We start from the raw sequence: 16,278 nt of genomic DNA, 5'->3' as shown, positions 1-16,278 counted from the left end.
ACAGTACCTGCACAAGACACAACAACACCAGATATTGAAACGGTTAAAGATCAAGAAACAGCAGCAGATTATTTAGTAAATAAAAATAACATTACTCAAGCAGAAGCGAATAAAATTGTTAGCAATTTAAATGGTAATTTAACAGAGGTAACGCCAGAAGCATTGCAACAAGCGTTATTAGATTACTTAGCCAATGAGCAAAGTAAATATAATGCTGATGGTACATTAGCAGCGGTGCGTAAAGAAGATGCATTAACAAATAAAGAATCACTTTTAAGAACAGCAGCACCTGTAACAGGTATTGCTACGCGTGCAGCAACAACTGGTACTGCAACACGCGCATTTGACAGTGAATTGCAACAAGCAGCACAAGGAGAAGCAATTTACTCACCAGGTACTCAAGGACAAAAGCAAAGCTATGCAGGTAACGCGTGGATTTATAGAAGCGGTAACATTAATAACTTTAATGAAAAAGAACCATTAGCAAATGCTAAAGTCTACTTGCAATGGGTAAATGGTAAAGGTTTTGTATCGCCAGTTTATTACACAACAACGAATCCAGACGGTTCATATGTGTTTGACCTTTCGAAAAAATTGGTAGATCCATCAGGTCAAGAACATTCATTCCAATTAGTAGGTGACGGAAAATTTGCTGTGAGAACTTGGGTTGAAAATCCAGATCCAGAAAAATACAATGTTATTAAGCATGGTGACCAAAAATATGGTTTCCATACACGTTTGAGTCGTACGAATGAATCTTGGGACTTTACAGCTGGTGTTAACCGTATTGTTAACGGCCAAGTGCTTCTTCAAGAAGTTCCACGTCAAAATGATTGGTTAATGAAACCTCAAGATCAGTGGACAACAGCGCCCCATTCAGATGGTGTATGGCCAAATGAAGGTCTTTATGGTAAGGTTTCAGGTAATGTATGGTACGAAACAGGAGATCTAAGTGGCTCAGACTCTCGTGCATGGAAAAAAGATTCTTGGGATGTTAACGCAACAGGTGTTAAAGTTGTAGCATCGTATGTAAACGATGAAATAACACGTCAATTTGATACATGGAAAGAAGAAAATAAAGGTTATACTTTAGAAGACTTTAGAGCAGCACAACAAGAAATTGTTAATGCTTACCAAGCAGAGCACGGCGAAGGTTCTCATATTGCTGAAACAGTAGTGGGAACTGTTGAATCAGACGGTTCATACTATATTCCGTTTAGAGGTTTATACGGTGTTAGTGCACAAAATAAAGGTGCTAGAACTTCAGATGAAGAATATGGTCAGTTAGTTGCAGACGCAGATGTTAACCATAAGTCATTAATGCAATGGAATGGTACGCTCGGTCAAAGACATCGTCATATCAACTCTGATTATATGTATATCTCACCGATGATTGATGACTATGCGATTTGGAGTAATAACTACCAAAATAATATGTTTACAACTGCAGATGCAGGACGTGACATTTTCGATGCAGAAATGCTAGCAAGTGCTAACGGAAGAAAACAAAACTTCGCTGCATTAGCACCACAACCAATGCATGATGTATTAGTTTATGACTCTGTAGAAAACTATGCGATTCCGGGAGATACTGTTGAATCAAAATCAGGAGGCCTATTACCATCACGTGAATATCAAATCCAATGGTTTAAAGATGGAGAAGCAATTGGTGATCCTGTAACGAAAGTTTCTAACGTAGACGGTACAATTGGTTCAGTACCAATTACAGTACCTATAGACTTAGATAAGAATGCGATATATACATCAGCAATCTTCCAACCAAACGAAAAAACAACGAATTTATCAGATGCACTTGCAGTAGACTCATTTACAGCTGTTGTTGATCAAAACATTATTCATGAACCAGCATACCCAACAACAGAAGCAACACCAGGTGAAGAAGCAACAGCAACACCAACATTTACTACAAAAAATGGTGAAGCAGTTCAAAATACTGATGTACCATTAGCGACAGAAAACGCATTCCAAATCGATCCTAATGCGACTGATGTACCTAAAGGTGCTAAAATTAACCGAATGACAGGTGAAATTACCTTTGTACCTACGAAAGAACAAGTAGGCGAAATTACAGTACCAGTTGTTGTAACGTATGAAGATGGTACAACTGATACCGTTGAAGCAAAATTCACTGTAAAATCAAATGCAGATAAATATGATCCAAAAGGTAAAGAACAACAAGTAGAGATTGGTAAAGAGCCAAACGCAACAGAGTCAATTGAAAACTTTACAGACTTACCAAAAGGAACAACAGCAGAATTCGAAACACCAGTGGATACAAAAACACCAGGAGCAAAAGATGCGACGGTCGTTGTAACATATCCAGATGGATCAACAGACAAAGTAGATGTGAAAGTGAATGTAGTAGATTCACGTAAAGACGCGGAAAAATATGATCCGAAAGGTCAAGATCAAGAAGTAAAACTTGGTGAAAAACCAGACGCAACAAAGTCAATTAGTAACTTGACAGACTTACCAGAAGAAACAAAAGCAGAATTTGAAACACCAGTGGATACATCAACAGAAGGAGAAAAACCAGCGACAGTCGTTGTAACATATCCAGATGGATCAACAGACAAAGTAGATGTGAAAGTGAATGTAGTAGATTCACGTAAAGACGCGGAAAAATATGATCCGAAAGGTCAAGATCAAGAAGTAAAACTTGGTGAAAAACCAGACGCAACAAAGTCAATTAGTAACTTGACAGACTTACCAGAAGAAACAAAAGCAGAATTTGAAACACCAGTGGATACATCAACAGAAGGAGAAAAACCAGCGACAGTCGTTGTAACATATCCAGATGGAACAACAGACGAAGTACCTGTGAAAGTGAACGTAGTAGATTCACGTACAGACGCGGAAAAATATAATCCAGAAGGTCAAGGTCAAACAGTAGAGAAAGGCAGTACGCCAGACGCAAAAGACTCAATTAGTAACTTGAAAGACTTACCAGAAGGAACAAAAGCAGAATTTGAAACACCAGTGGATACGTCAACAGTAGGAGAAAAACCAGCGAAGGTTGTTGTAACATATCCAGATGGATCAAAAGATACAGTAGATGTAAAAGTTACAGTAAAAGAAAAATTAACAGATGCAGATAAGTATAATCCAGAAGGTCAAGATCAAACAGTAGAGAAAGGCAGTACGCCAGACGCAAAAGACTCAATTAGTAACTTGAAAGACTTACCAGAAGAAACAAAAGCAGAATTTGAAACACCAGTGGATACGTCAACAGTAGGAGAAAAACCAGCGAAAGTTGTTGTAACATATCCAGATGGATCAAAAGATACAGTAGATGTAAAAGTTACAGTAAAAGAAAAATTAACAGATGCAGATAAGTATAATCCAGAAGGTCAAGATCAAGCGGTAGAGAAAGGCAGCACGCCAAAAGCAGAAGACTCAATTAGTAACTTGAAAGACTTACCAGAAGGAACAAAAGCAGAATTTGAAACACCAGTAGATACATCAACAGTAGGAGAAAAACCAGCGAAAGTTGTTGTAACATATCCAGATGGATCAAAAGATACAGTAGATGTAAAAGTTACAGTAAAAGAAAAATTAACAGATGCAGATAAGTATAATCCAGAAGGTCAAGATCAAGCGGTAGAGAAAGGCAGTACGCCAAAAGCAGAAGACTCAATTAGTAACTTGAAAGACTTACCAGAAGGAACAAAAGTAGAATTTGAAACACCAGTGGATACGTCAACAGTAGGAGAAAAACCAGCGAAAGTTGTTGTAACATATCCAGATGGATCAAAAGATACAGTAGATGTAACAGTAACAGTAACAGATACAATGGCACCAGATGCGCCGATGATTAATCCAGTACAACCGGGAGATAAGGCGATCTCAGGAACAGCAAAACCAAATGAAAAAGTAGATGTTACATTACCAGATGGAACAGTAATAAAAGATGTACCGGTAGACAAAGAAGGTAACTGGACAGTGGAAGTACCAGAAGGTACAACATTGAAAGAAGGCGACAAAGTCACAGCAGTGGCGAAAGATGCCAATGGCAACACATCAAAAGAAACGACAGTAACAGTAACAGATACAATGGCACCAGATGCGCCGATGATTAATCCAGTACAACCGGGAGATAAGACAATCTCAGGAACAGCAGAACCAAATGGCAAAGTAGATGTTACATTACCAGATGGAACAGTAATAAAAGATGTACCGGTAGACAAAGAAGGTAACTGGACAGTGGAAGTACCAGAAGGTACAACATTGAAAGAAGGCGACAAAGTCACAGCAGTGGCGAAAGATGCCAATGGCAACACATCAAAAGAAACGACAGTAACAGTAACAGATACAATGGCACCAGATGCGCCGATGATTAATCCAGTACAACCGGGAGATAAGACAATCTCAGGAACAGCAGAACCAAATGGCAAAGTAGATGTTACATTACCAGATGGAACAGTAATAAAAGATGTACCGGTAGACAAAGAAGGTAACTGGACAGTGGAAGTACCAGAAGGTACAACATTGAAAGAAGGCGACAAAGTCACAGCAGTGGCGAAAGATGCCAATGGCAATACATCAAAAGAAACGACAGTAACAGTAACAGATACAATGGCACCAGATGCGCCAATGATTAATCCAGTACAACCGGGAGATAAGACAATCTCAGGAACAGCAGAACCAAATGGCAAAGTAGATGTTACATTACCAGATGGAACAGTAATAAAAGATGTACCGGTAGACAAAGAAGGTAACTGGACAGTGGAAGTACCAGAAGGTACAACATTGAAAGAAGGCGACAAAGTCACAGCAGTGGCGAAAGATGCCAATGGCAACACATCAAAAGAAACGACAGTAACAGTAACAGATACAATGGCACCAGATGCGCCGATGATTAATCCAGTACAACCGGGAGATAAGACAATCTCAGGAACAGCAGAACCAAATGGCAAAGTAGATGTTACATTACCAGATGGAACAGTAATAAAAGATGTACCGGTAGACAAAGAAGGTAACTGGACAGTGGAAGTACCAGAAGGTACAACATTGAAAGAAGGCGACAAAGTCACAGCAGTGGCGAAAGATGCCAATGGCAACACATCAAAAGAAACGACAGTAACAGTAACAGATACAATGGCACCAGATGCGCCGATGATTAATCCAGTACAACCGGGAGATAAGACAATCTCAGGAACAGCAGAACCAAATGGCAAAGTAGATGTTACATTACCAGATGGAACAGTAATAAAAGATGTACCGGTAGACAAAGAAGGTAACTGGACAGTGGAAGTACCAGAAGGTACAACATTGAAAGAAGGCGACAAAGTCACAGCAGTGGCGAAAGATGCCAATGGCAATACATCAAAAGAAACGACAGTAACAGTAACAGATACAATGGCACCAGATGCGCCAATGATTAATCCAGTACAACCGGGAGATAAGACAATCTCAGGAACAGCAGAACCAAATGGCAAAGTAGATGTTACATTACCAGATGGAACAGTAATAAAAGATGTACCGGTAGACAAAGAAGGCAACTGGACAGTGAAAGTACCAGAAGGTACAACATTGAAAGATGGTGACAAAGTCACAGCAGTGGCAAAAGATGCTAACGGTAATACATCAAAAGAAACGACAGTTACAGTGAAAGATACAATGGCACCAGACGCACCAACAGTAAATCCTGTAAAACCAGGAGATAAAGTTGTATCTGGTAAAGGTGAACCACATGCTAAAATTACTGTTAAATTCCCTAATGGTAAAGAAGCAACAGGTACTGTAGACAAAGATGGTAACTGGATGGTAGATGTTCCAGAAGGCACAATGCTTAAAGACGGTGATCAATTAGTTGTGATTGCAACTGATGAAGCTGGAAATACATCTGAACCTACTGAAGTGATGGTTAAAGGTGATCAAGATGTGATGGCACCAGAACATAACGAAGATATGGATCAAGGTAAAGAAGATATGAACCAAGATCAAAACACATCTTCGAATACAGGTGGCACATCAATGCCTAAAGCAAGTGAAAATAACCAAAATATGAAATCATCAAAAGCAATGACAAACAACAATGGTAAAAAAGCGAAAGAATTACCAGAAACAGGTAATGAATCAGCTAACGCAACATTGTTTGGTAGTTTAATTGCAGCACTTGGTTCATTATTCTTATTCGGTAGACGTCGTAAAGAAAATGAAGAAAAATAATAAGTGGTGAAACACTTATATCAAGATAAGACTCGAGCATCAGCTCGGGTCTTTTTTTGTTTAAAACATTAACTTTTTAAAAATTTTTAACAAAGTTAATTTTCTTGAAAATATATTCAAAAAGGAATAATATTGAATTAAGTTGAATGAGGAGGTTTTGTTATGAAAGCAGCAGTATGGTACGGTCAAAAAGATGTACGTGTAGAAGAAAGAGCACCTAAGACATTACAAGCCAATGAGGTTAAAGTCAAAGTCACATGGGCAGGCATTTGTGGTACAGATTTACATGAGTACTTAGAGGGACCTATCTTTATTTCGACAGAACAGCCAGATCCATTTTTAGGTCAAAAAGCACCTGTCACTTTGGGACACGAGTTTGCAGGTGTTGTTGAAGAAGTTGGAGCAGACGTTACAAAATACCAAAAAGGTGATCGAGTCGTTGTAAATCCAACTGTATCAAAACGTGAAAAAGAAGAAAACATTGACCTTTATGATGGTTATTCATTTATTGGACTTGGAGCAGATGGAGGGTTTGCACAATTTGCGAATGCTCCAGAAGATAACGTGTATAAGTTGCCTGATAATGTTTCAGATAAGGAAGGAGCACTTGTAGAACCTACTGCAGTAGCTGTTCAAGCGATTAAAGAAGGAGAAGTCTTATTTGGAGATACGGTAGCCATTTTTGGTGCAGGTCCTATTGGATTGTTAACAGTGATTGCCGCAAAAGCAGCTGGAGCAAGCAAAATCTTTGTATTTGATTTATCAGAAGAACGCCTTGCTAAAGCGAAAGCACTTGGTGCGACTTTTGCAGTTAACTCCGGAAAAGAAGACCCTAAAGCTGTTGTTGCACAACACACAGAAAATGGTGTAGATGTGGCATTTGAAGTTGCAGGTGTAGGACCAACATTAGAAGCATCAATTGATGTAACAAGAGCGCGTGGTACAGTTGTGATTGTTTCAATCTTTGGTCATCCTATTGAATGGCATCCTATGCAGTTAACGAACACAGGTGTAAAACTCACATCAACTATTGCGTATACGCCGACGACATTCCAACAAACAATCGATTTAATTAGTGAGGGGAACTTAGATGTTAAGGAAGTCATTACTGATGAAATTGCATTAGATGATATTGTGACATCAGGTTTTGAACAGCTTGTCAACGATAAATCACAAGCTAAAATCCTCGTTAGATTATCTTAATATCACAAGCTAAAATCCTCGTTAGATTATCTTAATATCACAAGCTAAAATCTACTTTAGTAGACAGGGCGACAAAACTGATATCAAATGGTTTTGTCGCCCTGTTTTTATAACATGCCAATAATTTTAAGCAAGATGAGGCTAGCAATGATGAGTGCAGTCCAAGTGAGTAGACCAAGTAAGACGGGTTTAAGTCCTGCACGTTTGAACTGGCTAAATTTTACAGTTAATCCTACACCTGCAAGGGCAATTGTGATGAGGAAAAGTGCGAGTTGTTTAAATAACGTAATCATAGGTGTCGAAAAATGAAAGATTGAACTGATGAGTGCTGCGATTAAAAACCAAATAATAAATGAAGGAATGGCTTTATACCAAGAACGTGTTGTATGGGTGTGAGACGTGTTATGTTTAGCCATCCATATTGCCAATCCAATTGTAATAGGGATGATAAAGAGTGTGCGTGTTAATTTGACAATCGTTGCAACTTCTAATGCTTCATGCCCATAAACCGCACTAGCCGCGACAACACTTGATGTGTCATTGATGGCTGTCCCTGCAAAAAAGCCGAATGTTTCCTGATTCATGTTAAAGAGATGACCAATGGGTGGGAAGATGATAACACCTACTAAATTAAAAAGAAAAACGGTAGATAAACTTAATGCAATGACGTCTTCTCGTGCGCGAATCACAGGACTTGTTGCAGCGATGGCAGAACCGCCGCATATCGATGTACCTACTCCGATCAAAATACCTGTATCAGTGTCGATTTTTAACAACTTAATGAGCAATATCACGATACCGAAGCAGATGAAGAGCGTTAAGATTAATATAGGTAAGGATTTGAGCCCAATGGATCCAATGGATTGAAAGCTTAATGTGAATCCGAGAGTAATAATGCTGTAATGCAAAATCTTTTTACTGCTATATCGAATACCGGGTGTAAAGGATTGAGGTACACGCCATAAATTGTTAATTAACATACCGATGACTATTGCAAAAACAGCACTGCCAACAATTGGAAAGTATTTGCCAAGATATGTTGATATGATTGCAATACTCATTGTGAGGAGTAATCCTTTTATTTTAGTCATAAGTCGATCCCTTCTTTAATTTTTTAAATGTATCTCTTGCTTGTCTGTAATAAACATATGTCCGGGTGCATGGGTGATGACAAGTTCGGGCTTGGTTTGTAAGGCAACAGATTGAGGTGTTACCCCACAGCCCCAAAAGACAGGAACTTCACCTTCTCGCAAAGTTACAGGTTCTCCAAAGTCAGGCTGTGATAAGTTTGCAATGCCGATTGTTTGAGGGTCACCGAGATGTATAGGCGTCCCATGTGTTGCACGATAATGATTTGTGATTTCGGTTGCTCGGATGGCCTGTGTAGGTGTCATTGGACGCATACTCACGGTGACAGGACCATGGAAAATACCAGCTGGTTTAGTAGGGATGTTAGTGACATACATCGGGACATTATGCCCTTCTTCGATATGCCTTACTGGAATGCCAGCTTGGAGTAAGGCGTGTTCAAATGAAAAGCTGCAACCGATTAAAAAACTAACCATATCTTTAGTGTATAAATGGGCAATATGATCTATTTCCTCTACAAATGTCCCATATCGATAAACACGATAACGCCCAACATCATAGCGTATATCTGCGTGTGGTGCAAAATCTGGGAAAGAGGTTGCGCCGGTTTCAGAAATATCAAGGAGTGGACATGATTTCGGATTGCGATGACAAAACTTGACAAAATCATAAGCATATCGCTCAGGCAAAATAACGACATTTGCTTGGATAAAGCCATGGGCAATGCCACTGGTAGCTTGTGTGATGTCCTTATAACGAATCATGCGACGTGCTTCAGTAGGTGTTAAGGTTGAAAGATTCATATTCGACAGCCCCTTTGTTTAAAATCAATGTTAGATTAAGTATAAAGTTTAAAATAACACTGTGCAATGTAATGAAGTGACATAATGATTCAAACAATTTATACTATTTCTACAAAATTATATTGACAAATCACATGTTTACTTGTATAGTTTGAATTATCAAAAAATAAGACGATTGATGAGTAGTATTTGTAACGTGTAGCATTCAGAAAACTAACGGAAGATGTAAGTTAGTACACGCCAAAGATGAATTGGGCAATCGTGAGTAAGAAAAGTGAAATAGAGCGATTAAAGTGAACATGTAAATCATGTTAATTAAGGTGGCACCACGGTAACGCGTCCTTAACTATGCGTTATGTGGTGTTTTTTGTTATTTTCTGTGAGGATAAAGGGAGTAGTAGTGAGTGAAGGTAGTATCAGAAAGTGAACGGTTGATGAGAGTTCGCACCTGCTCAGTATGAAATGGGTTTATCTGTAAGCAGCCAATCGAATGATGATAAGAGTGGGTAGTGATTGAACTATCAAAAGAGGTGGTACCGCGTATGAACGTCCTTGTGTAGGAAGTTTATATGCGGTTATTTTTATGTATGAGGAGGATGGGAAAATGGAAGTATGTTATCAAATATTAGATGCGCCAGTGAATCCCGAAACATTAGCGCGTCATAAACCCCATAAAATATTATTTGAAAGTGCGACAACAGCACAAACTAAGGGGCGCTACTCGATGTTAGCTTTTGATGCCTATGGTGAGGTTATATTGACGGATGCGATGTTGACGATTGTGACACCAGAATGTAAAGAAGTGATCAACAATCGTCCCTTTGATGCGCTGAAGAATGTAGTGAACCAAAAGAAAGTTCATATTGAAAACCCAGAACTTGCGGCATTACCTTTTGTATCAGGTTTTATGGGAGGATTTGGTTTTGATTTTGTTCGTCATGCTTATCCAGTGTTACAACAATATGAGATTGATGGCGAAGGTGAAGATGTGCATTTGTATATGGTTGAGTCGCTTTATGTATTTGATCATTATCAAGAACAAGTTTATGTTATTGCGACAAACTTATTTTCTCATGAGACATCGTCACAATTAGAAATACGCTTACAACAGATGATAGATGAATTTCAAGCGGTTATCTTGTTTGAACAGCCGGTCATCGCACCATTATCGGAAAAGCACATTACAACGTCTGTTGATGAGGAAACATTTAAGCAATATGTTTCTGACTTTAAAACATTGATTCAACAAGGGGATATGTTTCAAGTTGTGCCATCTCGTATTTATCAATATGAACATCATTTTGGTCAATATTTGAATGATTATACATTTAAGTTATTTCAACGATTAAAGCGAAAAAATCCGAGTCCATACTTGTTTTATGTCAATATGGGTGGACAGATTTTAGTAGGAAGTTCTCCGGAAAGTTTTGTTAAAGTTAAAAATTTAGAAGTGATGACCAATCCCATTGCTGGAACGACGAGACGTGGTCAAGATTCAGCAGAAGATGAACAACTTGCATTGGCGCTGTTAGCTGATGAGAAAGAATTGAGTGAACACCGTATGCTTGTGGATTTAGGACGCAATGATATTTTAAGAATAGCACAGCCTGGATCTTTAAAAATTCCCAAGTTGATGACGATTGAACGATATGAACATGTTATGCATATTGTGAGCGAAGTGACAGGGCGTTTAGCATCAGACTTTTCACCTATAGATGTGATTGCAAGTTTGTTGCCAACAGGAACAGTTTCAGGCGCACCTAAGTTAAGAGCCATACAGCGCATTTACGAGCAACAAACCGTAAGGCGAGGGATATATAGTGGAGGGGTAGGTTATATTAATTGCAATCATAATTTAGATTTAGCACTGGCTATCCGTACAATGGTAATTGACGAAACATATGTCCGCGTAGAAGCTGGATGTGGTGTCGTCTATGATTCTGTACCTGATAAAGAACTCAAAGAAACGGAATTGAAAGCTAAAAGTTTATTGGAGGTGACGTTATGATACTTGTTATTGATAATTATGATTCTTTTACATATAACCTTGTAGATTTGTTGCAAGTACATGATGAAGTCGCCGTTGTTTACCCTGATGCGCCAGATGTGTTGACCTATCATCCTAAAGCTGTTGTATTATCTCCGGGTCCCGGTCACCCTAATGATAATGATACGCTAACACGTATTATTAAGCACTATCATCATCTTCCGATATTGGGTATCTGTTTAGGTGCGCAAGCTTTATATCATTATTATGGTGGCAATGTCATAGTGGGAGAACGTATCGTACATGGTAAGCTAGATCAACTTATTTTTGAGCATCCATCAAGACTTTACGATAATATATCAGAATATTCAGATATTATGCGATACCATTCGCTCGTGTGTCAGCGAGAATCATTGCCAGACACATTGGTTGTCACATCACGCACCACAGACTGTATTCAATCTTTTGAACACAAGCAGTCTTTACATTTTGGTGTGCAATATCATCCAGAGTCATTTGCAAGTTCAGACGTTGCAGATATAGTTACAAACTTTATTCGGATTATTAAAGAGGAAAGGGGTGACTCCAATGTTACTCAAACAATTAATGCAGCGAAATGAATTAGATATGCAACAGATGCAAGGTTTTACAGAATTATTATTGTCTGAAACAGCAGCTGTTGAGGATAAAGTCGCATTATTAACCGCATTCACCATGAAAGGAGAGACGTCGAATGAATTGTACAGCTTAAGTCACAAGCTGATTCATATGATGTATCCTGAACAACCCTATTTACCTGAAAGTCTATGCGTGTGTGGTACAGGGGGAGATGGTTCGAATAGTTTTAACATTTCTACTACTGTTGCATTTGTTGTAGCTGCAGCTGGGGCAACAGTGATCAAACATGGTAATAAAAGTGTGACATCTCGTTCTGGAAGTATTGATATATTACAAGCATTAGAAGTACCGACGACACTTGTTGTAGATGTAGAACGGCAAGTAGCAGATACACATCTTGCCTTTTTAAGTGCGGCAGAAACATATCCAATTATGCGCCATATTCAGCCTATCCGACGATACTTGCCTGTACCAACGATCTTTAATATTGTCGGCCCCATTATTAATCCTTTTAAACTAGATTATCAAGTAATGGGTGTATATGACGAATCTAAGATGTCAACTGTTGCGCAAACATTATTACAACTTGGACGCAAAAGGGCTTTGGTTGTTCATGGTGCACAAGGTATGGACGAGGCCACTTTATCAGGGGATAACATAATTATGGAAGTGGACTGCAATCACGGTATTCATGCATATACATTAAATGCACAAGATGTTGGCTTGCGTTATGCAGATGATGAAGCACTGATTGGAGGGACTCCAGAAGAAAATAAGCGCATTACACTTAGTATTTTAAAAGGTGAAGATCGATCATGTCGTCGAGATGTCATACTCCTTAATGCAGGGTTAGCACTTTATGCTGCGCAACGTGTAAATACGATTGCAGAAGGAGTCAAAAAGGCCGAAGAAACTATTGATAGTGGGGCAGCTTATCAACAATATGAACAGAGTAAGGGTGTGAATGTATGACAATATTAGACGATATTGTTACTTATAAACAAAGCTTATTGAATGAGGGATATTATGATGAATTGTTGCAAAGGTTACCGAGTGTATCTGTACAACATAAAGGTACATTAGTGGATAGCGTAACTCAAAATGAACGTTTAGATATTATTGCCGAAATCAAGTCGAAAAGTCCGTCTGTATCAGATATTCCTACACGTGATCTGATGACTCAAGTGACAGCCTATACAGAGGCAGGTGCTTCGGCTATTTCCATTTTAACGGATGAGCGGTATTTTGGTGGGAGCTTTGAGCGTTTAGCAGAATTAACACAGCATACCCACTTACCTGTATTGTGCAAAGATTTTATCATTCATCACAAGCAAATTGATGTTGCGCATCATGTCGGTGCATCGATCATTTTATTGATCGTACATATATTAACGGATGATGCACTCGAAACTTTATATCAATATGCGCGACACAAAGGGTTAGAGGTGATTGTAGAGGTACACGATAGAGAAGAATTAGCACGTGCGCTACGCATACGACCTACATTTATCGGTGTGAACAATCGGGATTTGCGTACATTCCAGACAGATGTTCAACATACGGTAAAGGTATTAGCAGGACAGCAAGATGTAGAAGGTGTCCATTATATTTCTGAAAGTGGTATTCGTACGTCAGAAGATGTCGAGTCACTCATATGTGCAGGTATTGATGGTGTATTAGTGGGCGAAACTTTGATGAAGGCATCTGATGTAACAGAGACGCTACAAAGTTTGAGAGGTTATAAGGAGAAAAGAAGATGTACATAAAATATTGTGGATTTACTCGACAACAAGACGTAGAAGCTGCATGTACGTGTCCGATTAATGCAATTGGTTTTGTGATGTATCCGAAAAGTGAACGCTATGCGGAGATGTCGACAGTACAAAAGCTAGCAGCATATGTCCCTGAATATATCGACCGTGTTGCTGTGGTCGTCAATATGCCGTTAAGTCGTGTGTCCCACTTACTGTATCATACGGCAGTTAACACCTTACAATTACACGGAGATGAATCTGTGGCGTATATACAATCTTTGCGCCTGAAACATCCAGGAGTCAAGATAATTAAAGCACTCAGGGCGGATGATTATATTGTGAGGCAGATTAGACAGTACATTGACTATGTGGACGTTCTATTGATTGATACGCCTTCGCAACATTATGGTGGTGCGGGAACGCCTTTTGATTGGAATTTATTAGCGGATATATCAATGGAGAAGATGATAATAGCTGGAGGATTGAATGATGAAACGCTCCCCAAACTGATGTGTTATTTGCCTAAGGTATGGGGTGTTGATATCGCAAGTGGTATTGAAGATAAAGAAAAAGGTCAGAAATCATACAAAAAAATGTTACAGATGAGTCAGTATTTGAGAGGAGATTTATAATGACAAAAATTCAGTTAGAAGCAGATCACAATGGTTTTTTCGGACAATACGGTGGACGTTATGTTCCTGAAACATTGATGCCAGCCATTTTAGAGTTAAAAGAAGCCTATGAAATAGCGAAGAAAGATGAGGCATTTCAAGCGTTATATCATCGTTATTTGAAAGACTATGTGGGGCGTCAATCCCCGCTAACATACGCAGAAACACTGACCAAACAATTGGGAGGCGCCAAGATATATTTAAAACGTGAAGACTTAAATCATACAGGTGCACATAAAATCAACAATGCGTTAGGACAAGCTTTATTAGCACAACGTATGGGCAAGAAAAAGCTTGTTGCGGAAACAGGAGCTGGGCAACATGGTGTAGCAAGTGCAACAGTAGCAGCACTGTTCGATATGGAGTTGGTTGTCTTTATGGGCGAAGAAGATATCAGACGTCAACAATTGAATGTTTTTCGAATGGAGTTACTCGGTGCCAAAGTTATCCCTGTAACAGATGGTCAAGGTACGTTATCAGATGCGGTGAATAAAGCTCTACAATACTGGGTGGCACATGTTGAGGATACACACTATTTATTAGGTTCGGCATTAGGGCCAGATCCTTTTCCAACGATAGTCCGTGATTTTCAACGTGTTATTGGCGATGAGATTAAAGAACAAGTTGCAGAAAAGGAAGGATGTCTGCCTGATGCAGTTGTCGCATGTATCGGTGGAGGATCCAATGCAATTGGTACGTTTTATCCATTTATCGAGGATGAAGGTGTCAAGCTGTATGGTGTAGAAGCGGCAGGAGAGGGTGAAAATACTCAACGACACGCATTAGCACTCAACTGTGGTGATGTAGGGATATTGCACGGTTCTAAGATGTTTATTATACAGGATGAGCAACATCAAATTGCACAGGCACATTCGATTTCGGCAGGTTTAGATTATCCGGGTGTGGGTCCTGAACATAGCTATTATCATGATATTGGTCGTGTCGATTATGTTGCTGCAACAGATGATGAAGCGATGCAAGCTCTGGTTCGCTTTTCGAGAGCAGAAGGAATTATTCCCGCGATTGAAAGCGCACATGCAATCAGCTATGTTGAGAAACTTGCACCACAAATGCAATCAGATGAGATTATTGTTGTTACTGTCTCAGGACGTGGTGATAAAGATATGGAGACGATTCGAACATATATGAGCGAACAGGAGGATAAAACATATGAGTAAACAATTTGTAGCTTATATTATGGGAGATACTGATTTTGTAGCACATCTTAAACTTTTAGAACAAGCAGGTGTTGATTATGTTGAAATTGGTATCCCCTTTTCAGATCCAGTTGCGGATGGACCTGTCATTATGTCAGCCGGGCAACGTGCAATTCAACAAGGAATGACTGCAAAGCGTATTTTATCGGAGTTGAATGCGCAACAACATCAATTGCAAGTCAACTATTTATTGATGACTTATATGCATACTATTGAAACATATGGAGAAGCGGCATTTATTCATGATGCCGAACAAGCAGGAGTCTATGGTTTGATTATTCCAGATATGCCAGCGGAATATATTGCAGATATGAAAGCACGCTATCCAGATAGAAAATTAAAGTTTATTTCATTAATTGCAATGACAGCTGAACAAACACGTAGTGAACAGATTGCACGTGAAGCAGAAGGGTTTATTTATACCGTGACAATGAATCAAATTACAGGACAAAATGGAGCGTTTCATCCAGAACTACAAGCGAAGATACAGCGTATTCGTCGTTGTAGTAACGTACCAGTATTTACAGGATTCGGTATTCGAACACCAGAACATATTGAACAGCTGGCTCCATTTGCGGATGGTGTGATTATTGGTAGTGAGATTGTACAGCGCTTGGAGGAGCAATCACGAGAAGAAGTATTACACTACTTACAAACCATTCGCCAAACTTTAGATCGTATTCAATCATAAAATTTTATAGTATGACTTAGAAAGTGATGAGGTTGAAAAAGGATAATAACTCT

11 protein-coding genes are annotated in these 16,278 nt (G+C 39.1%); 9 read left to right on the top strand and 2 right to left on the bottom strand.

The genetic code is table 11. The features are described 5' to 3' along the window. Positions 1-840: 840 nt before the first annotated feature. Together FGL66_RS09820 and FGL66_RS08895 are read left to right on the top strand one after the other, a co-directional pair. The gene (locus FGL66_RS09820) at positions 841-6,192 is read left to right on the top strand and encodes a Rib/alpha-like domain-containing protein (RefSeq protein ID WP_374757685.1); all 5,352 of its coding nucleotides are present in this window, start codon (positions 841-843) and stop codon (positions 6,190-6,192) included. Positions 6,193-6,354: 162 nt separating this feature from the next. Further along, complete coding sequence (locus tag FGL66_RS08895; RefSeq protein ID WP_180809459.1) at positions 6,355-7,395, top strand: 2,3-butanediol dehydrogenase; 1,041 nt, start codon at positions 6,355-6,357, stop codon at positions 7,393-7,395. A gap of 107 nt (positions 7,396-7,502) precedes the next feature. Here the strand turns inward: FGL66_RS08895 and FGL66_RS08890 are convergent, their stop codons facing one another. Both FGL66_RS08890 and FGL66_RS08885 read right to left on the bottom strand, forming a co-directional pair. Next, entirely contained in the window at positions 7,503-8,486 is a 984-nt protein-coding gene (locus tag FGL66_RS08890) for a YeiH family protein (protein WP_180809458.1), read from the bottom strand. Between the two features lie 15 nt (positions 8,487-8,501). After that, positions 8,502-9,287, bottom strand: coding sequence for a putative hydro-lyase (locus tag FGL66_RS08885; RefSeq protein WP_180809457.1), 786 nt, complete (start codon positions 9,285-9,287; stop codon positions 8,502-8,504). A gap of 604 nt (positions 9,288-9,891) precedes the next feature. Here FGL66_RS08885 and FGL66_RS08880 point away from each other — a divergent pair. Genes FGL66_RS08880 through trpA form a run of 7 tightly spaced genes read left to right on the top strand, consistent with a single transcriptional unit; the run spans position 9,892 to position 16,225 of the window. Next, positions 9,892-11,295 (top strand): anthranilate synthase component I, encoded by a 1,404-nt coding sequence (locus FGL66_RS08880; RefSeq protein ID WP_180809456.1) that lies wholly within the window; start codon positions 9,892-9,894, stop codon positions 11,293-11,295. Continuing rightward, complete coding sequence (locus tag FGL66_RS08875) at positions 11,292-11,894, top strand: anthranilate synthase component II (RefSeq protein ID WP_180809455.1); 603 nt, start codon at positions 11,292-11,294, stop codon at positions 11,892-11,894. The genes FGL66_RS08880 and FGL66_RS08875 overlap by 4 nt, the downstream gene beginning before the upstream one ends. Next, positions 11,863-12,864 carry an anthranilate phosphoribosyltransferase gene (trpD, locus tag FGL66_RS08870; RefSeq protein WP_180809454.1) on the top strand — a complete coding sequence of 334 codons (1,002 nt, stop codon included), beginning with the start codon at positions 11,863-11,865 and terminating at the stop codon, positions 12,862-12,864. Before FGL66_RS08875 ends, trpD begins: the two co-directional genes overlap by 32 nt. Next, a complete protein-coding gene (gene trpC / locus FGL66_RS08865; RefSeq protein ID WP_180809453.1) occupies positions 12,861-13,658 on the top strand; it encodes an indole-3-glycerol phosphate synthase TrpC in 798 nt (265 codons plus the stop codon). Before trpD ends, trpC begins: the two co-directional genes overlap by 4 nt. Continuing rightward, entirely contained in the window at positions 13,649-14,278 is a 630-nt protein-coding gene (gene trpF / locus FGL66_RS08860) for a phosphoribosylanthranilate isomerase (protein WP_180809452.1), read from the top strand. Before trpC ends, trpF begins: the two co-directional genes overlap by 10 nt. After that, positions 14,278-15,495: a tryptophan synthase subunit beta gene (gene trpB / locus FGL66_RS08855; protein WP_374757661.1), complete on the top strand. Its 1,218-nt coding sequence runs from the start codon at positions 14,278-14,280 to the stop codon at positions 15,493-15,495. The genes trpF and trpB overlap by 1 nt, the downstream gene beginning before the upstream one ends. Continuing rightward, on the top strand, positions 15,488-16,225 hold the full coding sequence (trpA, locus tag FGL66_RS08850; protein ID WP_180809451.1) for a tryptophan synthase subunit alpha: 738 nt from the start codon (positions 15,488-15,490) through the stop codon (positions 16,223-16,225). Before trpB ends, trpA begins: the two co-directional genes overlap by 8 nt. Positions 16,226-16,278: the final 53 nt, after the last annotated feature.

It is taken from the genome of Staphylococcus sp. 17KM0847, from assembly GCF_013463155.1.
In the GTDB taxonomy this organism is placed as follows: domain Bacteria; phylum Bacillota; class Bacilli; order Staphylococcales; family Staphylococcaceae; genus Staphylococcus.
This window is presented reverse-complemented; position numbering and strand designations above follow the sequence as displayed.